Annotated in this window: 15 protein-coding genes; 7 read left to right on the top strand and 8 right to left on the bottom strand. The window is 54.2% G+C overall.

Annotated elements, in window-relative coordinates; translation table 11 throughout:
* Positions 1 to 71: 71 nt before the first annotated feature.
* Positions 72 to 2,510 carry a heavy metal translocating P-type ATPase gene (locus AAC086_RS17970; protein WP_339780756.1) on the top strand — a complete coding sequence of 813 codons (2,439 nt, stop codon included), beginning with the start codon at positions 72 to 74 and terminating at the stop codon, positions 2,508 to 2,510.
* Positions 2,511 to 2,598: 88 nt separating this feature from the next.
* Here the strand turns inward: AAC086_RS17970 and AAC086_RS17965 are convergent, their stop codons facing one another.
* The 3 genes from AAC086_RS17965 to AAC086_RS17955 all read right to left on the bottom strand — a co-directional run bounded on the left by AAC086_RS17965 (position 2,599) and on the right by AAC086_RS17955 (position 6,315).
* Positions 2,599 to 3,522, bottom strand: coding sequence for an ABC transporter permease (locus AAC086_RS17965; protein WP_339780755.1), 924 nt, complete (start codon positions 3,520 to 3,522; stop codon positions 2,599 to 2,601).
* Positions 3,515 to 4,528 (bottom strand): ABC transporter permease, encoded by a 1,014-nt coding sequence (locus AAC086_RS17960; protein WP_339780753.1) that lies wholly within the window; start codon positions 4,526 to 4,528, stop codon positions 3,515 to 3,517. Before AAC086_RS17960 ends, AAC086_RS17965 begins: the two co-directional genes overlap by 8 nt.
* Positions 4,529 to 4,605: 77 nt before the next feature.
* On the bottom strand, positions 4,606 to 6,315 hold the full coding sequence (locus AAC086_RS17955; RefSeq protein ID WP_339780751.1) for a peptide ABC transporter substrate-binding protein: 1,710 nt from the start codon (positions 6,313 to 6,315) through the stop codon (positions 4,606 to 4,608).
* Between the two features lie 321 nt (positions 6,316 to 6,636).
* Here AAC086_RS17955 and AAC086_RS17950 point away from each other — a divergent pair, with 321 nt between their 5' ends.
* Positions 6,637 to 7,800 carry a M20 aminoacylase family protein gene (locus AAC086_RS17950; protein ID WP_339780749.1) on the top strand — a complete coding sequence of 388 codons (1,164 nt, stop codon included), beginning with the start codon at positions 6,637 to 6,639 and terminating at the stop codon, positions 7,798 to 7,800.
* A gap of 101 nt (positions 7,801 to 7,901) precedes the next feature.
* A complete protein-coding gene (locus AAC086_RS17945; protein ID WP_339780748.1) occupies positions 7,902 to 9,746 on the top strand; it encodes an ABC transporter ATP-binding protein in 1,845 nt (614 codons plus the stop codon).
* 463 nt (positions 9,747 to 10,209) lie between these two features.
* Here the strand turns inward: AAC086_RS17945 and AAC086_RS17940 are convergent, their stop codons facing one another.
* The 4 genes from AAC086_RS17940 to AAC086_RS17925 form a co-directional block, all read right to left on the bottom strand.
* The gene (locus AAC086_RS17940; protein WP_339780747.1) at positions 10,210 to 11,376 is read right to left on the bottom strand and encodes a DUF1513 domain-containing protein; all 1,167 of its coding nucleotides are present in this window, start codon (positions 11,374 to 11,376) and stop codon (positions 10,210 to 10,212) included.
* The gene (locus AAC086_RS17935; RefSeq protein WP_339780746.1) at positions 11,357 to 12,499 is read right to left on the bottom strand and encodes an imelysin family protein; all 1,143 of its coding nucleotides are present in this window, start codon (positions 12,497 to 12,499) and stop codon (positions 11,357 to 11,359) included. Before AAC086_RS17935 ends, AAC086_RS17940 begins: the two co-directional genes overlap by 20 nt.
* 8 nt (positions 12,500 to 12,507) lie before the next feature.
* Positions 12,508 to 14,013 (bottom strand): di-heme oxidoredictase family protein, encoded by a 1,506-nt coding sequence (locus tag AAC086_RS17930; RefSeq protein ID WP_339780744.1) that lies wholly within the window; start codon positions 14,011 to 14,013, stop codon positions 12,508 to 12,510.
* Positions 14,014 to 14,147: 134 nt separating this feature from the next.
* Positions 14,148 to 15,419 carry an imelysin family protein gene (locus tag AAC086_RS17925; protein ID WP_339780743.1) on the bottom strand — a complete coding sequence of 424 codons (1,272 nt, stop codon included), beginning with the start codon at positions 15,417 to 15,419 and terminating at the stop codon, positions 14,148 to 14,150.
* A 248-nt stretch (positions 15,420 to 15,667) separates the two neighbouring features.
* Between AAC086_RS17925 and AAC086_RS17920 the strand changes: the two genes are divergently transcribed.
* Positions 15,668 to 16,372 carry a cytochrome b/b6 domain-containing protein gene (locus AAC086_RS17920; protein ID WP_339780742.1) on the top strand — a complete coding sequence of 235 codons (705 nt, stop codon included), beginning with the start codon at positions 15,668 to 15,670 and terminating at the stop codon, positions 16,370 to 16,372.
* A 123-nt stretch (positions 16,373 to 16,495) separates the two neighbouring features.
* Here the strand turns inward: AAC086_RS17920 and AAC086_RS17915 are convergent, their stop codons facing one another.
* Positions 16,496 to 16,957, bottom strand: coding sequence for a cytochrome c (locus AAC086_RS17915; protein ID WP_339780740.1), 462 nt, complete (start codon positions 16,955 to 16,957; stop codon positions 16,496 to 16,498).
* A 168-nt stretch (positions 16,958 to 17,125) separates the two neighbouring features.
* Here AAC086_RS17915 and AAC086_RS17910 point away from each other — a divergent pair, with 168 nt between their 5' ends.
* The 3 genes from AAC086_RS17910 (at position 17,126) to AAC086_RS17900 (ending at position 20,206) form a co-directional block, all read left to right on the top strand.
* Positions 17,126 to 18,643 carry an NAD-dependent succinate-semialdehyde dehydrogenase gene (locus tag AAC086_RS17910; RefSeq protein WP_339780739.1) on the top strand — a complete coding sequence of 506 codons (1,518 nt, stop codon included), beginning with the start codon at positions 17,126 to 17,128 and terminating at the stop codon, positions 18,641 to 18,643.
* A 444-nt stretch (positions 18,644 to 19,087) separates the two neighbouring features.
* On the top strand, positions 19,088 to 19,249 hold the full coding sequence (locus AAC086_RS17905; protein WP_339780738.1) for a hypothetical protein: 162 nt from the start codon (positions 19,088 to 19,090) through the stop codon (positions 19,247 to 19,249).
* Positions 19,250 to 19,420: 171 nt separating this feature from the next.
* A complete protein-coding gene (locus AAC086_RS17900; RefSeq protein WP_339780737.1) occupies positions 19,421 to 20,206 on the top strand; it encodes an alpha/beta fold hydrolase in 786 nt (261 codons plus the stop codon).
* Positions 20,207 to 20,221 lie beyond the last annotated feature (15 nt).

The raw sequence follows: 20,221 nt of genomic DNA, 5'->3' as shown, positions 1-20,221 counted from the left end.
TTGACATAAACACATGAATTGTTATTTGTATATTATGTATGAATAATAATTTGAATGTTTGTGAGGCTGAAATGTCCCTGACCCTTAAGTGGCGAGATTACGCCGAGCTGGAAAATTGCGCGCAGTGCCGTGAGTATGTTCTGGAAAGTCTGCGAAAGACATTGATTGAAAATGACATCAATGCCAGCGCAGAGGGTGTCACGGTTGCCGGGCAAACAGACGATCATGTACAAAAAACGGTTGAGGATGCCCTGAACCAGCGCAATCAGGCCGTCCATCATCATCATTGGGCGGTAAGCGGCATGGATTGCGGCTCCTGCGTTGCCAAAATTGAAACCGCACTGCAGCGTCGCACGGAAGTGGACTGTGTTGACGTATCCATGATGCGCGAAACAGTGACCCTTGGCCTGCATGAGGATGGCCGCCAAACCCGCGATGATATTGCAAAAACGCTTGGTAAGCTGGGCTATCGTGCGCAGGAACGTACGGCCAAAGGCGACCGGGTTGAAAAAACGTCCTGCTGTGGCGGTGAACATGGTGACGATGCCAGGCACGACCGTGTACATGATCATAATCATGCACACGACCATGATCACGGCCACGGTTTGCCGCTGATGTGGCGTTTCGCCCCGTGGCCCAAGGCGGGGGATGAAATTGCCTGGGCGGTGATGTGCCTGCTGGTGGGGTGGGGCATTGGCGCGTTTGTGCCGGTGGCCGAACCTTATGCCTTATCGGCCGGGGCCATATTGGCGGCCCTGCCGGTGATGAAACGGGCGGGGCAGTTGGCCCTGAACGGGGCCTTGTTTTCGATTGAGTTTTTAATGTCGGTTGCCGTTATTGGTGCGGTTGCTATTGGCGACCCGTTAGAGGCCGGCATGGTTGTGTTGCTGTTTGCCATAGGCGAAAGCCTGGAAGGGGTCGCCGCCGGGCAAGCACGCAGCGGGGTGAAATCGCTGTTAAAACTGTCGCCCGAAAATGCCCGCCTTGTTGCGGCCGATGGCAGCCGGAATGTGCATCCATCGCAATTATCGATGGATGACATTGTTGAAGTGCGCCCGGGCGAACGCATCCCGGCCGACGGGGTGCTGGTAAAAGGCCAGGCCGAAATTGACAACAGCCACTTAACCGGGGAATCGGTGCCGGTTGCCAGTGTCGAAGGCAGCGATGTCTTTGCCGGTGCCATTGTGACCGACCGCCCGGTTCAGGTGAAAGTTACCCGTGCCGCCGGGCAAACCATGCTGGACCGGGTTATTGCCCTGGTCGAAGACAGCGAAAAGCACAAGGCACCGGTTGAACGGTTTGTGGCCAAATTTGCCCGTATCTATACCCCGATCATTATGGGGCTGGCCCTGTTAACGGTGCTGGTGCCGCCGCTTTTGTTTGGTCAGGCATGGCAGGAATGGATTTATCGTGGCTTGGCGTTGTTGCTGATCGGGTGCCCCTGTGCGCTGGTGATTTCAACACCGGCGGCGGTCACATCGGCATTGGCCCGGGCCGCAAGGATCGGCTTGTTGATCAAGGGCGGGGCGGCGCTGGAGATTATCGGGGCGGTGCGCAAAATTGCCTTTGATAAAACCGGCACCTTAACCGAAGGCAAACCGGGGCTGGTTGGCATCATGACCACGGGCGACATGGATGAAAATGCCGTGCTGGCTCATGCTGCCGCCTTGGAAAATGTCACATCACACCCGCTGGCGCGCGCGATTGTCGATGCCGCCGAACAACGCGGGCTTTCCCTGCCCGAACTCACCGATGGCCGCACCATTGCCGGTGCTGGTGTGGAAGGGCGCATTGATAATGTTCTTTATCGGGTGGGGGCGCCCAAACGGCTGGATGTTGCCTGTTCCGGTACGGTTGCCGACTGGATGGTGCAACAGGAAGACAGCGGCTGTACCGCTATTGTGGTGTTGCGCGACGGCCAAATTGTGGGCGCACTTGCCCTGCGCGACAGGCTGCGCAAGGACGCGCATGATGCCCTGAAAATGCTGAAAGCCATGGGGATCGAACCGGTGATGCTGACCGGCGATGCCAAACGGGTTGCGCAAAGCATGGCAGGTGAATTGGGCATATCCTGGCGCGCAGAATTGTTGCCCGAGGATAAACTGAACGCCCTTGCCGCGTTGCAGGGCGTGACGGGCAACGATAACAGCCACAAATCACGCGATATTGTCGCGATGGTTGGCGATGGCATTAATGATGCCCCGGCCCTGAAGGCCGCTGATGTGGGCATTGCTATTGGTGGTGGCACCGATATTGCCCTTGAGGCCGCCGATGCGGTGATCGTTAAATCACGGCTGACCGATGTGGCGGTGCTGGTGAAACTTTCGCGTCGGGCGCGTCGGGTTATTCGCGAAAATATCGGCCTGGCACTGGGGCTAAAGGGGATATTCCTGGTGACCAGTATTTTCGGCATTACCGGCCTGTGGGTCGCCGTGCTTGCCGATACCGGGGCGACAGTGCTGGTGACGTTAAATTCCCTGCGTTTGTTGTGGGGCCGCAAAGATGGTTAACGTGGTTTACATTTAGAATAAAAAGCAGCGGTTTTGTCGGTTAAGGCAAAATCGCTGCTTTTTGTTTCAGGCATCGGTGGAAATCGCCTTAATGTTTGACCTTGTGCGGGTCCAGGGCATCGCGGAAGGCATCGCCCATGTAATTCACACTTAACACGGTAAGCGAAATGGCAAGGCCGGGCCACAAGACCCGCGAGGGCGTGATTTGCAGGAAATTCGCCCCGTCATAAAGCAAGCGGCCCCAGGTCGGAAAGTCTGACGGAAAACCAAGCCCAAGAAAACTGAGCGCTGATTCCGTGATAATGGCGGTCGCAATCCCAAGGGTTGCCGAGACCATGATCGAACTCATCACATTGGGCAGAAGGTGACGCAGGATAATGTTGAATTCCCGCGTGCCACCACTTTTGGCCGCCAGAATGAATTCCTGGTTTTTAATGGCCAGAACATCGCCGCGCACAATGCGGGCGGTGTGCATCCAGCTGGTAATGCCAATCACGAAAACAATCAGGATAAATATCCCGGTTTCCGGGCCGAATATCGCCCGTAAGGTTTCGCGAAACAGCATGATAATCACCAGCAGCAGCGGCAAAAGCGGCAGTGCCAGGAAAAGGTCGGTCAGCCGCATAAGCGGGCCATCCAGCCATTTGATATAGCCAGAGAACAAGCCAACCACGGTGCCCAGAAACAGCGACAAGGCCATCGCCACCATGCCAACCGATAATGACAGCCGCCCGCCTGCCAGCACCTGTGCCAGCATGTCGCGACCAAGATTATCGGTGCCAAAGGGATGGATCAGGCTGGGACCCTGATTTTTAGACCGGATATCTAGAAATTGTGGATCGATGGTGTGGATATAGGGGCCAATGGTAACGGCGACGATGATGATGAGAAACACCGCCGCACCAATGATGCCGCCTTTATGATCGCGAAAACGCCCCCATAACTGCATGGCGCGCGACCGTTCCTGTGGCAGGGTGTCTGGCCCGATATCGGGTTGCGGGACATCAGTCATAGCGAATCCTCGGATCTAGTACGCCGTAAAGCACGTCGGCAATCAGGTTGAACAGCACAATCAGGACCGCGAAAATAAAGGTCAGGGTTTGTACAACCGGTATATCGCCGCCCTGAATGGACGTAATCAGCAACTGCCCCAGCCCGTTCACCCGAAAAATCTGTTCGGTAATGATGGCACCGGAAAACACAGTGGGAACCCCAAGGGCAATCACGGTGACCACCGGGATCAGGCTGTTGCGCAAGACATGGACCAAAAGGATGGTGCGTTCCTTTACCCCTTTGGCGCGCGCGGTACGGACATAATCCTGGTTCAGGTTTTCAAGCATCGATGCCCGCACAAACCGGCTGATTTGCGAGGTGTTATATAGTGCCAGGACCATAACAGGCAGGAACATCTGCTTGATTTGAAACAGGAAACTCGACCAGTCCGTGACCTCGTGATTGGTATCATAGATCGAGGGGAACCAGTGCAGGTTGACGCTGAAAACCACAATCAGCAGAACGCCGGTAAAGAAGGTCGGGACGGAAAAGCCAACCATCGAAATGAATGTGCCAAGCTGATCAAAGATTGAATATTGCTTGTAGGCCGAAATAATCCCGATCGGAATGGCGATGAGAATACCGACAAGATAGGACATACCCACAACCCACAGGGTTTGGGGCATGCGTTGCACAATCAGGTCAACGACCGGGCTGCGGGTTGCCCATGATCGAATGCGCAGCCGGTCGGCGGATTCAAAAATCTCTGCTCCGGTGATCTGCGACAGAATATTAAGGGGTTCATTGATAAAAAACTGGTGCAGCCATTTGGCATAGCGGATCAGAAAAGGATCGCCGAGGCCAAGAGACTGACGGATTTGTTCGCGTACTTCTGGCGGGATGGTCAGGGGAAGGTTGCCCGTCGGGTCGTTCGGGGCAAGGTCAAGCAGGGCAAAGATGATGAAACTGATCACCAGCAGGGTCGGGATCGCAAACATCAACCTGCGCAGGGTATAGTTTAACATTGGGGCGCGCTCCAGACTGGAGGGGAGAATAAAAGCAGCGCGGGCCTGTAGTGCTACAGGCCCGGCCAGTCTGGGGATTATTTCTTGCGGTACCAGGAAGCGACGTTCCACAACTGCGAATCCCAGGAGTTCATGCGAACGCCTTCAAGAGTTGCAGAATGTGCAGAAACGTCACCGCGATGGATCAGCGGGATCATGGTGCCAGCTTCGATCAGCATGTCATTCATTTCTTTGGCAATCTCGGCACGGTCGGCCAGTTTGCCTGTGCCAGCTAGTTTGGCCGCCAGCTTGTCATATGCCGGGTCGCAATATCGTGAAACGTTTTCACCCAGCCAGCCATTTTCCGGGCTGGGGATTTTGTCGCACATGCGGCCTGCCAGATATTTTTCCGGGTCGGTGCCGTCAAAGTTGTTGGTGTACATTTCAATGTCGGAATAAAATTTCTGGAAGGTATCCGGGCTTGCCGGATCGCCGCCAAAAAAGACCGACGGATCGGTGTTGCGCAGTTCGGTTTCAACGCCAATCTGCTGCCACATCTGTTTGATCAGGGCCTGGCTGCCTTGTCGGACAGAGTTGGTCGAGGTTTGGAAAATCAGCGACAGGCGGGCATCGCCCTTGGTTCGCACCCCGTCTGATCCCATCACCCAACCGGCATCGTCGAGCAGTTTGTTGGCACCGGCAACATCCTGCTTCAGGCACCAGTCATTTGCCGTGGACGCATAAATATCAGGGGCGGGCACGAAATTACAGGTCGGGCGGCCTGCTTCGCCGTATCCGGCTTCGACAAGCAGGTCACGGTCAATGGCGATTGACAGCGCCTTGCGCACCGCCGGGTCTGACAGGGCCGGGTTGGGGCCTGCCTGTTTGGTGGATCGGGCATCACCGGCAGCGGCACTGGCATCGTAGGGGTTAACTTCAAGGCGTTCAACCTGGGTGCCAAACGATGAAACGATCACACCTTTGCCAGCCTGTGCCATTTGCGCCAGAATTTCGGGTTCGACCTGAAGGTTCCAGGCATAGTCATATTCGCCGGTTTCAAGAACAGCACGGGCTGCCGATGCGGCATCGCCGCCCCCTTTAAGAACCGCCGTGGCAAAATGGGGTTCGTCGGCAACGCGGTAATACGGATTGGCCTCAAATGAAATAACGTCATTTGGTTTGAATTCGGTCACCCGGAACGGGCCGGTGCCATGCGGATGAAAGTTGGCATCGGTGCATTCTGGCGCCTTGGCACCCATGCAATCCTTGAATTGCGCCTTTTGCAAAATGGGCGACTGGCTGCCGACAAACGGACCATACGGGAACGGTTTGGGGACGCCAAAGGTAATTTTGACCGTCAGCGGATCAAGGGCTTCAACCTTGGTAACATCGGAAAAATAGGCCCGCTGCTGGCAGCCGCCATCGGGTGCGAGGCAGTAATCGGCTGTAAAAACAACGTCGTCGGCCGTAAAATCGGTGCCGTCAGACCATTTGATGCCTTTGCTGAGTTTCCAGGTAATCGATTTAAGGTCTTTGGAGACACCGCCATTTTCAATGGTCGGAATTTCGTCGACAAGTTTGGGAACCATGTTGCCTTTTTCGTCGTACCGGGCCAAAGGCTCGATCACCATGGATGACCCGTGCAGGTCTTTGGTGCCCCCCGAAAGATACGGGTTAAGAACGGAAACGGCCTGCCAGTACAGGATCTTGAGTTCCCCGTCAGATCCTCGGGCGGCCTGGGCGCTGGCAGCGGTGCCAAGTGTCAAAGCGACTGCTGATGCTGTCAGCAGGAGGCGAAGTTTGGTCATTGTTTTAATCCCTGATTGAATTGGCCGGTTAATCCGGCTCGGCCTTGTCTCTTCCCAATCGCTGCGAAATCCGGTTCCGTTTGCGGAACTTCTTGTTTGCACTGCAAAAAAGGAAAACCACCAGCGGTTAATCTGGTGTTTATTTTGCGGGGTCATCCTTTTTTGATTGAAATGCTGTATTGGTAAGCTGATGAAATCATATGCACATTTTTTATTCAAGAAAGAAACATTTCTTCTTGCTGATCCAAGTTTGTGCTGCGTAACATTGTCTTGTCACGGAAAAAAATCACACAACATTTAAAATCAGTGAGGCCACCACCTATGCCTGTTTTAAATCAGTCCAATGAAATCTATGCGGAAGTTGCTGCATGGCGACGTTACTTGCACGAACACCCCGAATTGCTGTTTGACGTTTTTGAAACGTCAAAGTTTGTTGAAGCCAAGCTGAAAGAGTTTGGCTGCGACAGCGTAGACTACGGATTGGGAAAAACCGGTGTTGTCGGTGTTATCAAGGGCAAGGGCGGTGATGGCCCCGTCATCGGTCTGCGCGCAGATATGGACGCCTTGCCGATCATGGAAGCTGGCCCGGTTGAATGGGCATCAAAAACACCTGGTAAAATGCATGCCTGCGGCCATGATGGCCATACGGCAATGTTGCTGGGTGCGGCCAAATATCTGTCGCAGACGCGAAACTTCAAAGGGTCCGTTGCGCTGATTTTTCAGCCTGCCGAAGAGGGCGGCGGCGGGGGGCTTGCCATGGTCCAGGATGGTTTGATGGAAAAGTTCGCCATCGAGGAAGTTTATGGCATGCACAATTCGCCGGGCTTGCCGGTGGGGCATTTTGCCATCCGCAAAGGGCCGGTCATGGCGGCAGCCGATCATTTCGAGGTGACGGTAACGGGCAAGGGCGGTCATGCATCGACGCCGCATCTTGGGGTTGACCCGGTGGTTATTGCCGCGCAAATCATTATGTCAGTTCAAAATATTGTTGCGCGCGAAACTGACCCGCTAGAGTCTCTGGTGGTTTCAATTACCGCCATTCATGGCGGCGAAGCCCATAACGTGATCCCGGCCGATGTCACCCTGAAGGGGACGGTTCGCACCCTGTTGCCGGAAATTCGCGATATGGCCGAAAAACGGTTTATCGAAATTGTCGAGGGCACTGCCAAACTTTTGGGTGGTTCTGCCAGGGTTGACTATCATCGCGGCTATCCGATTACCCGCAATCATGATGAACAAACCGATTTTGTAACCTCGGTTGCCCAGTCGGTTTCGGGCGATGCGGCGGTGAATACCAGCCCGCCCCCGGTCATGGGGGCCGAGGATTTTTCCTATATGCTAGAAGCGCGTCCGGGCGCCTTTGTATTTGTAGGCAATGGTGACAGTGCCAACCTGCATCATCCCGAATATGACTTTAACGATGATCTTTTGCCGTTCGGCATCAGCTATTGGGTGTCGCTGGTAGAAGGTAAACTGGCCGCCTGACCGTGCAGTGGGCCCTTCGGGGCCCATTTTGCATTTGCGTTTAAAATGACCCGCAAAAATGTGGGCAGTTAAATTTAATATACCACATCAGGGGGTATTCCATGCCGACAGTTACTGCCGCGCCACACGTTGCCAGCGGTTTGTTGGGGCCAGTTCTCAGTGTTGAAAATCTTTCAACCTCCTTTCGTGTCGGGCACGAATGGAAAAAAGTGATCCGCAATATCAGTTTTGATATTTCACCTGGTGAAACCGTTGCCATTGTTGGCGAGTCCGGGTCGGGTAAAAGTGTAACGTCGCTGTCGATCATGGGCTTGTTGCACAAACATAATGCCAAAACCGACGGTCAGATCATGTTTGGCGGGCAGAATTTACTGTCCCTGGCACCCGAACCGATGCGCCATATTCGCGGCAATGAAATATCAATGATCTTTCAGGAGCCGATGACCAGCCTGAACCCGATTTTCACCATTGGCCGACAAATTGCCGAAGCCATGTTGTGTCATCGCGATATTTCCCAAAAGGATGCCCGTGCCGAAACCATCCGTTTGCTTGAAAAAGTGCGTATTCCCAATGCCGCTGCGCGGTTTGACGAATATCCGCATCAGTTTTCAGGCGGGATGCGCCAGCGTGTCATGATTGCGATGGCATTGGCCAGCAAACCCAAACTGTTGATCGCCGATGAACCGACAACCGCGCTTGATGTTACCATTCAGGGACAAATCCTGGATCTGATCAAATCCCTTCAGGAAGAAGAAGGGATGGCGGTTCTGTTCATTACCCACGATATGGGTGTGGTTGCCGAAATTGCGGACCGGACCATTGTCATGTTTCGCGGCGATGTTGTGGAAACAGGCAAAACAGCCGATATTTTCCATCATGGCAAGCATCCCTATACCCGCGCCCTTTTGGCAGCGGTACCTGCTTTGGGCTCGATGAAGGGCAGTCAGTTGCCCCGTCGTTTTGCCATTGTCGATACGAAAACCGGTATTGCATCGGGGGATACCCAAATTTCCGATACGGTTGATCATCATATGACGCCGGTTTTGTCGGTTAAAAACCTGACCACGCGGTTTGATATTACATCGGGTATTTTTGGCCGCAAAACCGGTGCGGTCCATGCGGTTGAAAATGTGTCGTTTGATTTGTTTCAGGGTGAAACATTATCGCTGGTCGGGGAATCGGGCTGTGGCAAATCGACCACGGGTCGTTCTATTTCGCGCCTGGTAGAGCCGACCAGCGGCGAGGTTACCCTCGACGGGTTTGACGTTATGACTTTGCGCGCACCGGGTTTGCGGCAAATGCGGCGCAGCATCCAGATGGTATTTCAGGACCCGTTTGCCAGCCTTAATCCGCGCATGACCATCGGTTCTGCTGTGGCCGAGCCCTTTGTTGAAAATGGTTTGGGCACGCGCAAGCAGGCCCGTGACAAGGCCGCTGACCTGCTTGACCGGGTTGGTTTGGGGGCGGAAATGATGAAGCGCCTGCCGCATGAATTTTCCGGCGGGCAACGCCAGCGTATTTGTATTGCCCGTGCGCTGATGCTGGACCCGAAAGTGATTGTTGCCGACGAATCGGTTTCGGCCCTTGATGTGTCTATCAAGGCGCAGGTGTGCAATTTGCTGATGGATTTACAGCAAAGCATGAATTTGGCTTATCTGTTTATCTCGCATGATATGGCGGTGGTTGAACGGGTTAGCCATCGGGTTGCGGTGATGTATCTCGGCGAAATTGTTGAAATTGGCCCGCGTGAGTCTGTTTTTGATAATCCGCAGCATGACTATACCAAAAAACTGATGGCTGCGGTGCCTGTGCCAGATCCGGCGCGCCGCAACATTAAACGCAGCGTATCGGTTGACGAGATCAAAAGCCCGGTGCGCGGACTGGATTTTGTGCCGCCGGTTCGGGAATATCGCGAAGTCAGCAAGGGGCACTTTGTGCAGCTTTAATCCCCACCAGCCTGCCGTAAGGCAGGGGGCAATACCAAAAACAATGCAGGCATCGGTCATGACCGGTGCCTGCATTGTTTTTGGAATTTGGCCGGTGAGAAGAAGGGATCAGAGGGAAGTGACGGTAACCGTTTCCCGCATCGGTTACCGCCACTATTCCACCTTGAGAGGCCTGCGAGGAGAGAGGACCCGCAGGACAGGACAAGCCTTTTTGGGGACAAATGCGAATGGGTTTCATTCGCGGGCTGTGTCTGGAGTTGTTATACGCAAGCACCGGATTGGACGCAAGTGAAAATCGTTATCAATTGCAGAAAAAATTCACTCGCGATGATCAAGGGGCGTGTGCGGTGTTGTCGCTAAGAGATAGTTGTTGAGTAAGTAACTGATATTATTAGATTCACATCAGATAAAAAGGCCGCAACGTGATGTGCGGCCTATGATGTTTTTTCTGTTCGCCGCGATGTTAGACCGCGATGCGTTGTAAATGGTTATCCCATTTTAGCGATTTAAGCGAATCGTCGGGAAGTTCCACGCGTTTACGGTTGAGGGCATCCATCCGCCAGCCAGCGCCAAGGCCGCTGGTGCCGACAAATTCGCCTTTGCGTGCGGTTGCCGCCAGGCCACAGCCATCAGGGGCGGCGATGTTGGTCAGGAATTTGCCATTCTGTGCATCCCAAAAGGTTACAACCCCGCCACGCGGGCAGGAAACGGCAAATACGGAACCAGAAGCATCAAATCGCACACTACCGCAATATTGGCGCATCCGGTATTGAACGTTGTCAGGGGCCTCCATGGCGTGCAGGTCGGGGCCACCCGGTTTCCACAGGCCCACCAGGGGCACGTCGTCATTCAAGCCCCCATGATACTGAAAGCCCGTGGCAATCGTGCCATCGCCAGTAATGTCAATATGGCGGATCGACAGTTTGTGCCAATCATCCTTTAACCGGGTTTGATAGAGCTTTTCGCCGGTTTTACGGCTAATCACCGTCAGGTTTGGTTCCATCGTTTCGATGTTAAGGGGCGTTCTGCCGTCAAAATCGGGATGGGTTTTAAGGCCGCCATTGGCAATGGCCATGCCTTCGCCATCGGGCAGCAAATGCAATTCGTGCGGGCCCATGCCATAGCTGTCAAATTCGGCAACCCGCTTATAACCGTTTTGTGCATCCCAAACCGAAATAACACCGCGTGCATTTTCAAAGTCATTTTCGGTGATATACAAAAAACGTCCGTCATTGGAATAAACCGAATGACCATAAAAGCGTCGGTCTTCCGGGCTTTTAAGGGTGGCACGCACATCACCGGTATGACGGTTCAAAATCAGGGCATAGATACCCGGGCGGCGTTCAACGGCGGCAACATCCACATGGTTGGGGCGTAACCCCACATCATGGCCCCGGCCCGGCAGGGGCTGTTCATAAAGGATTTTGCCCTGTGCGTTAAAGGCGCTGACATAAAAGGTGTCATTGTTGCCTGCGCTGGCGCTAATATAAACCGCGCGGTCTTCTGGCGCGGTTACCGTGGCGGCTGCCTTGGCAAAACCGGCGGGCAAAAAGGTCATGGCCCCGCCCAAACCGATCAGGCGTAAAACGCCCCGGCGGTTTAACTTAAAATCAGTCTCCATCAAGGGCATTGAAACCACCTCCAAGTTCGGTGTGACCACCGACGTCATTTTCCACCAGCGTCACGCCATAGGCGACCTGGGTTTGCAGGTCCTGAACTTTGTCAAATCCGCCCGGTTGGGCCAAAACGGCGACCATTGAGGCGGGCAGGGCATCGCTGGCATCGCGAATTTTTTGCCAGTTCAGGCGAAAGGACCGATCCAGTAGGCTATCGGCCCCCAAAAGGGCCACCATGCCTTTGCCGCTTTCACCCGCACCGTTCAGTTCGCCATCGTAAATCGCAAACAGCGATTTCAGATTGTGCGAAATATTGCGAAGGGACCGTTCTGATCGCCAGCTTTCTGCCCGTTTGGCGTTGGCATCATCTGGTCCTTCGCCTAACGGGCGGGCCAGTTTCTGGCTGATAATGATCAGCATGCCTTCATGCAGGGCGCGGTAAAGGTCGGTGGCGGCGAATTTCGATGTCGGGTAATCCAGACTATCGGGGCCGGCATTCATCATGCCATCGGCAAAGGCGGGCCATTCTGCCACCAGATCGCCGGTCAGTTTTTCAAGGTTGCCGGCAATTGTGACGCCATACTGGCACAAATACACACCGTCCTTGTCCTTGTCCTTGGCGATAATCTGCCCGGCCAGCTTGGGGTTAAACAGAACTTCCTCAAGGGCGGGGAAGCCCTGAAGGGCGGCACTGGCATCGGCAATTTTGGCGGGGTCGGTGTAAAGCGGCGGTTTGTTGCGCAATAACATGCGGAACTGCCGGGTGGCGGTACCGTGTTTGTCGGGCCAGTATTCAATCAACTGGTCGCGGCCTTCGGCCATCATCGGGCCCATGCGCCAGGGTTGCACTTCCTGCCAGCGGTCCATGGCGGTGTTAAAGCCGTCGCGCATTTTTGCCAGCCCGGCTTTGTCGGGATTTTTGCAAAAATTGTTCATCCCCGTCGCAAGATCGGCCGTGCCGGTGTGCAGGGCATCAAGTTGCGGTGGCAAAACCTTTGACAGTAAATGAACAATCACGTCGTGATATTGCCCATCGGGAAGGTCGGCATGGGCGGCTGGCGGCGCAGACAGCCCGGCAGCGACGGTGATAATCAGCCCGGCCATGGCCCGGCGGCAGCCGGTATCAAACAACGGCATGTCTCCCCCTAAAGCGATTTCAAAAACGCGATCAGTTTGCTGCGATCCGATCGTGGCAAGTTTATGACAGCCTCACGCGCCTGCTGCGCTTCGCCGCCATGCCACAATACGGCTTCAAGAATGGTATTGGCCCGCCCGTCATGCAGGAAACCGGCGCGAGAATCAATTTCCTTTGTGCGACCCAGGCCCCAAAGGGGCGGTGTGCGCCATTCGGTGCCGCTTGCCTGTGCCTCGGGCCGATGATCGGCAAGGCCGTCGCCCATGTCATGCAACAAAAGGTCGCTATAGGGCCAGATCAGCTGGCCGGACTGTTCCGGGTGCTGATTATTGACTGGCAATTGATAGCTGGGGCGGTGGCAGGCGACACAGCCAAGATCGGTGAAAATCTTTTTGCCCGCCAGCACATCGGCGTCATTGGCATTCGGGCGCATGGGCGGTGCCAGATTGCGGGTGTAATACAGGATCAGATCGGTAATAACGCTGTGCGCTTCCAGGTCTTCAAATTCGGGGCTGTTGCCATTGGGGGCTTCGCGGCACAGGGTTTGGGCATCGGTACAATCGCCCGCACCATCGGGGTAAAACGAATTGGACAGGCCAACATCAAACTGCATGGCGTTTTTGTTTTGCTGGTCCAGTGTCGGCATCCCGGCTTTCCAGCCAAACCGGCCCAGCGTAACATTCTGATCGGCGATGCTCCAGACACGGTTGGCACGGCCGGAAATACCATCGCCATTTGCATCATCCGGGTCAGCCTGATCGGTAATCATGTGTTCGGGAATCGCTTCGAGCAACCCCAGGCCGATCATTTGCGGCGCAATGCGCGGCGAGATCATCAAACCGTCATGCAACGGGCCATAGGCCAGGTCTTGTAACTGGTAATCGGGCTGGTGCAGGGTTATGTTTTCGCCATCTGCCATCGTCACAATCTGATCGTGATAGGTCACCATTGCCCGCCCTTCGGCGGGGATGCCCGGAACTGATAATTCCTGAAACTGGTTACCATAGACCGGATCGGCAATGGAATTTGCCTTGCCGCTTGCCAGCAATTCCCGGTCGACATCGTTTTGCGGCGCGATCGAAAGGCGCAGCAACATGGCAACAGCGGTGCGGTCCGGGTCGTTCTTTGGGTCCAGGGCATGGCCGCGGCCATTGCGCACATGGCAGCCAATGCAGGACCGCGAATTATAAAGCGGCCCCAGGCCATCGGTTGTTTTGGTGCGCGTGGGGGCGGCAACCCACATGCGCTGAAACAGGGCTTCGCCCAGTTTGAAATCCATGCGCTTTTCAAACGCCATATTGGCGGAATAATGCGTAAAAGCCGAGCGTCCGGTTTTTTTAACCCAGGTGGTCGCCCCCCCGGGAAAAGCATCGGCGGGCAGGTTGTTTTGCACCGTGTCGGATATTTGCTGCGCATGAAGCAATGTCGGGGAAATCGCAACCGCACCGGTTGTGATACATCCAGGCAAAAGCCAAAGGCGCGACGTCAAACGGATGAGAAAACCGGGAAGGGACATGGCAGGACAATCTTGATGTAAGGAACAGGCCAACGATAAATGCAGGCAGGGCAGGAACAGCGAACGCGGCAAAGGAATAATCCTTTGCCGCGCCACGATTTTATCAGATCAGGCACGATGCTGATCGATCAGGATCAGTTGACGGCACTCGGATTGTCAAGGCTGTCTGAACCTTCAAAGCTGATGCCCTCAAGGCCGATGGCACCAACGATCTGTTCGATTGATTTGGTCTGGTCGACCAGGGTATCAACAAACTTCTGAACAGCGGCATTGCCTTCATCATTGCCAGCGGCAATCATCTGGTCGAAATGCTCGCCATTGTTGGCGCGGTCAACCAATGCCTGGCCCGCCGCAACCGATGCCGCCAGTTTGGTTTTGATTTCGCCATCAAGGTCGGCATTGTTTGCCGCGACCAAATCCGACAGCGACGGGCCTTCAACAACACTGCCATCGGTGCGGGTGTATTTGCCGAGATAAACGTTCTGAATGCCCAGCGCATCGTAGAAATGCGAATTGTGGGTGTTATCGGAAAAGCAATCATGGCTTTCTTCCGGGTCGTGCAGCAAGAGGCCGAGTTTGGTGCGTTCGCCGCCCAGTTCACCATAGGAAAGCGATCCCATGCCGGTGATTTCGGCGGTCAGGCCAACCGCACCATTTTCCTGCATCACGTTTTTGCGCGCGTCGCCATCATCGGCCCACTGGTCTGCCATCCAGCTCAGATCCGAAATCAAAAGGCCGGTTGCGGCTTTTAAATAATCGCCACGGCGGTCACAATTGCCATTGGTGCACGCATCGCCTTTGGCGTAATCGGTCCAGGAGCGGTTGCCAGCACCGGGGCCCGTTCCGTTCAAATCCTGCCCCCACAGCAGAAATTCGATGGCATGGTAACCGGTGGCAACATTGGCTTCAACGCCGTCAATTTCATGAAGCTTTTCAAGCAGATCGGCATTGATGGTTGAGGCATCAATGGTTTCGCTGCCAATTTTCAGTTCAGGATTGGCAATGACATTGGCGGTATAAGCCGGGTTTTCTTCGTTTTCGCTGCCGTAAAGGTCGCCATCGACATAGTCGATCAGGCCTTCGTCAAGCGGCCATGCGTTTACCTTGCCTTCCCAGTCATCAACAATCGGGTTGCCAAAGCGAAACACTTCGGTTTGCTGATAGGACGGACGGGCGGCAATCCAGGCAGAACGGGCTTTTTTCAAAGCATCTTCCGACGGATTGTCAATCAGGCTGTCTACGGCTGCTTCAAGCGTCCTGGCGGTTGATACAGCATCGCTGTAACCGGCCTGCGCGATATCGGCGTAGTTTTTCATTACGGCAGTGGCATCGGGGGCCGCATGGGCCAACGGCGCGCCAAGCACACCCATCATGGCAGCTGTGCCGAGAATTTTTGCAAATTTCATTGGATTATCTATCCGTCCCTGTTGGTAGATCAAGCGTCTCGCCCGATTATTGATACTGCTTGTGAGAATGATTTTCAACTAATCAATTGCGTTTGCAACTCACAATCGAATGCAATTTATTTGGTCACCGGAATGTGTGCAGCGCAATAAGGCTGTGTGTTGTATGGTGCAGGTGCGGCAGAATGATGCAATTACGGCGTGATCAACGTCGTGTCACTATTTGAAGAAATGCATGGCTAGAGGCATAAATGCACAGCGAAAACACACAAAAAACGCGTATCCGGTTATGGGATTTTCCCGTTCGTCTGTTTCATTGGGCACTGGTTGTTGCCATCGCGACGGCGTGGTGGACCAACCAGGAAGCCATCATCAATATCCACGAACTGGCCGGGTATTCGGTGTTGGCCCTGGTATTGTTTCGTGTCGTCTGGGGCTTTGTCGGCAGTTCGAATGCGCGATTCAAATCGTTTGTCAAAAGCCCGTTTGCGGCTTTGTCCTATTTACGCAAATTGCCAAAGGGCAGCGAAGAAGAACTGGCCTATGCCGGGCATAACCCTGCGGGCGGGTTGATGACTGTGGTGTTGCTGGTTCTGGTGGCGGTGCAGGCTTTTACCGGGCTGTTTGCCAGCGAAAATACCTTCCTGTTTTTTGACGGACCCTTGGTGAAATATGTGCCGTCCAGCTTTGCTGAGGCCATGAATTTCGTTCACCATGCCAATATCAATCTGATTTACATCGCCGTGGGGCTGCATGTTGTGGCGGCCATCGGCTATCTGTTCTTGAAAAACGAAAACCTTATCGGTGCCATGATCACTGGCACACGCAAGGTGCCTGTCAGCATCGCGGCACGTTTTAATGCCATTTCGTTTAAACCGGCATGGTTCGGGGTGGTGCTTCTGGTTATTTGTGGCGGGGTTGTTGCGGCGCTCATAACGCTGGCCCGTGCGGGTTAAAGCTGTGTTTGCGCCCGCTATACAGGGTCCGGTACAGGGTAAATAAAAGAAAGGCGGGTTGCATGGGGGCAGCCCGCCTTTTTTTATGGTGCGCAAGCGGCAAATGTTTGCCGCAATGCCGGATTATTTCGTGCGGTAATCGTCGTGGCAGCTTTTGCAGGACTTGCCCATTTCCCCCATGATCGGGCCCATTGCGGCCTTGTCACCGGCAACTTCGGCCAATTTCAGGGCGTTTTCTTGCAATTTCGGGAAGTGACCGGAAAAATCGTCCCAATTGGTCCAGATATCAGCACTGGCAGTTGTTTTTTCGGTTGCGTCGGGTGTTTCAGCCTTGAAAACATCCGGGCCGGTTGATGCCGAATATGCAATCCCTTCGGCTAGAAGACCAAGGACTTCCTTGGGCAGATCGCACTGGCCTTTCATATAGCAACCCAGCGTGCCCATGGCACCGCCAATGCCCGCCATCATATGTTCGCGGGTTTGAACGGCTGCATTGTCGCTGGTTTCGTCGGCCTGTGCGGGCATGGCGGCGATGGTCATGCCAAGGGATGCTGTCAGAAGGGCGGTTTTAATAAAGTGTTTCATTACTCTCAATCTCTCTCGAAGAACCGGGAAATGGTAATCGTTATGTATGTGTTGTTGCCTGAACGTCCTCTGAGGGCTTAGTGTCCCAGCAGCGGAACAAATAATGGAATCACAACACCGTGAGGTCATCCGCATTGTTCTAAATCTGGCGATAAGGAAACGCCCTGTATGTCGTCCGCCGACCATAATTCTGCGCCACTCCGGGGAAATGCCCCACATCTTTCCGGTCTTGATCGCGCGTGTGCCTTAATTCACGACTGGAGTCTGCATAAGGCTTATATTAACGGGGAATGGCAACGTGCCGATTCTGGCGAAACCATCGAGGTTTTAAACCCGTCGACCGGTAAATTGCTGGCGGATGTTGCCTTTATGCGGACCAGCGAAGCCCGGCGCGCGATTGATGCTGCTGCCGATGCCTTTCTTGCATGGTCGGGCGCATTGGCAAAGGACCGTGCGGCGGTTTTGCGGCGCTGGCGCGACCTGATGGAACTTTACCTTGAAGACCTGGCCTGCCTGATCACTGCCGAGCAAGGCAAACCCATTGATCAGGCCCGGCGCGAAGTCGTTGGCGCTATTGCCTATGCCGAATGGTATGGCGAGGAAGCCCGTCGCGCCTATGGGCAAACCATGCCCGGCACGCAGGCGGATCGTCGGGTGTGGGTGCAAAAACAGGCCGTTGGTGTGGTTGCGGCCATAACACCGTGGAACTTTCCATTGACCATGGTGGTACGTAAATGTGCGCCTGCCTTGGCCGCCGGGTGCAGTGTGGTGGTTAAACCCGCCGAAGATACGCCTCTTTGCGCGCTGGCAGTGGCAAAACTTGCGGAAATGGCCGGTTTCCCCAAGGGGGTGTTTAACGTTGTAACAGGCACCCCCGTGCCGATTGCCCAGGCATTGACCGACGATTTTCGGGTCCGCATGTTATCGTTCACCGGGTCGACCCCGGTTGGTAAACGCCTGATCGTGCAATGTGCCGACACGGTTAAAAAGACAGCCATGGAACTGGGCGGCAATGCCCCGTTTATTGTGATGGATGATGCCCGGATCGACGATGCCGTTACGGGGGCGATGATTTCCAAATACCGCAATAGCGGCCAGACCTGCGTTTGTGCCAACCGCATTCTGGTGCAGTCCGGGGTTTATGACGCATTTGTTGAAAAATTCATTGCCGCAACCCGTGCCTTGCGCATGGGCGACGGGTTTGATGCGCACAGCGAAATCGGCCCGCTGATTAACAGCCGCGCGGTTGCCAAGGTTGAACGGTTAATGGCGGATGCCAAACGTCGTGGAGGTGTTTTCCACGAAGGGGCCGAAAAACCCGGTGCGGGCTATTTCGTTCGCCCAACGGTGATTACGGATTTGCCCATTGATGCCGACTGTTTTGAAGAAGAACTGTTTGCGCCGATTGCCCCGATATACCGTTTCGACACCGAGGCCGAGGCCATCACCTTGGCCAACAGGGTAAAAGGCGGGTTGTCTTCTTATTTATACAGTCGCGATATTGGTCGCATTCATCGTATTGCCGATGCCCTGCAAACAGGTGTGGTCGGCATTAATGATGGCACAACATCCCACGAAGGTGCGCCCTTTGGCGGGGTCAAGGAAAGCGGGCATGGCCGCGAAGGCGGGCATTGGGGGCTTGATGAATACCTTGAGGTGAAATACCTTAACATTGCCCTTACCTGAGGTTATTTAGTCATGCAAAATTGACCAGGGTTGCCTTTGCGACTCTGGTCTTGCGATTCGTGATCGTTTTGTTGGTAAATTGACAAAAAAATCGTGTTTCAGGCGCGAAATCACCGCAAATTTCCGGGATGAAAACCTACTGTGTCCCTTTTGTTTCAAGGGGTACAGCGCACCTGTCATAATGTTATGGCAGGGCCGTGTCTATTGAGGCATCCGAGGGCCAAAAATATTGAACAAGATGAATATCTTATTTGTCATGAGACAAAATTGACCAAACTGCATGGGCCAATTGTGTTTGATGTAAGTCAACCTATGCATCCAGTACATGGGTGGCCTGAAAAAAGAAATCTCGTCGTTTGGCAATATCTCAACTACATGGGGATCAGAACATAACGATATCGCAATCGGGGCGCTTTTCGCCCCAGTCTTGGAAAGGATAAAGCCATGCGTCGTAACGAAGGTTTTGATCTCGTAGCGTTGCACCGTGAAGCCGAAAAACTCCGCGCACAGACCATGCGCAAGGGCTTCCTGGCACTGGTCCGCATGATTGCTGGCTTGTTTGGCAGCAAGGGCGTTCCTCATGGTGGTCACCACGCTGGCGTATAATATGACGCAGCACACCAGAGAAACGAACGACCCTGAGGACCGATTTTAAACACCCCTGCATTTCACGATGCAGGGGTGTTTTGTATTTCGGCTGTCCTGTGCTTGCCTTTGCGGTAATGGCGGGCCATTCTGCGCAAAATTTTTCGCATTCTATTCCGGCAAGGAGGCCCGATGAAACTGGCGCATTACGCCTTTGGCGATGAAAACCGTAATAACGGCACGCTGGTGATTTTGCATGGCCTGTTTGGTCAGGCCCGAAACTGGACGGCAATTGCCCGACGCCTGGCCGAAAAATATCATGTTGTTACCGCCGATTTGCGCAATCATGGCCGCTCTGGTTGGGATGATGTCATGACCTATGATGCGATGGCGGCCGATATTGCTGAATTGATCGGCGATATTGATAATGGGCCGGTGCATCTGATCGGGCATTCCATGGGCGGCAAGGCGGCAATGACACTGGCCTTGTCAGACCAATCTGCTCTGGTTGCGGATCTGGTGGTGGTGGATATTGCCCCGCTTGCCTATGACCATGATTATACTGGTTATATAACCGCCATGCGGGCGGTGGATTTTGATGCGATTTCGCGCCGGACCGAAGTGGAAGAAGCCCTGGCCAGCGGGGTCTCGGAAAAGGGTGTCCGCCAGTTTCTGGCGCAAAACGTTGCGACCGACAAGGAAACCGGCAAAATGGCCTGGCAGGTCAATATCGACGCGATGGCAAATCACCTTGACGATATTACCGGCTGGAAAAATGCCGATGGTGCCCATTTTGACCGCGATACTTTGTTTATCGCCGGTGCCAATTCGCATTATGTTGATATGGAAAAACGCGATTATATCAAATCGCTGTTTCCGCGTGCCAGTTTTACCAGCATCAAAAATGCCGGGCACTGGGTCCATGCCGAAAAACCCGAGGCCGTTTTGCTGACATTATCGGCGTTTTTAAATCGCTAAATACCAATTTCTGCA

Origin of the sequence: uncultured Thalassospira sp. (genome assembly GCF_963976115.1) — a bacterium.
Classification (GTDB): domain Bacteria; phylum Pseudomonadota; class Alphaproteobacteria; order Rhodospirillales; family Thalassospiraceae; genus Thalassospira.
Note: the sequence above shows the minus strand (reverse complement) of the source record. Positions and strands in the feature narration are given on the sequence as shown.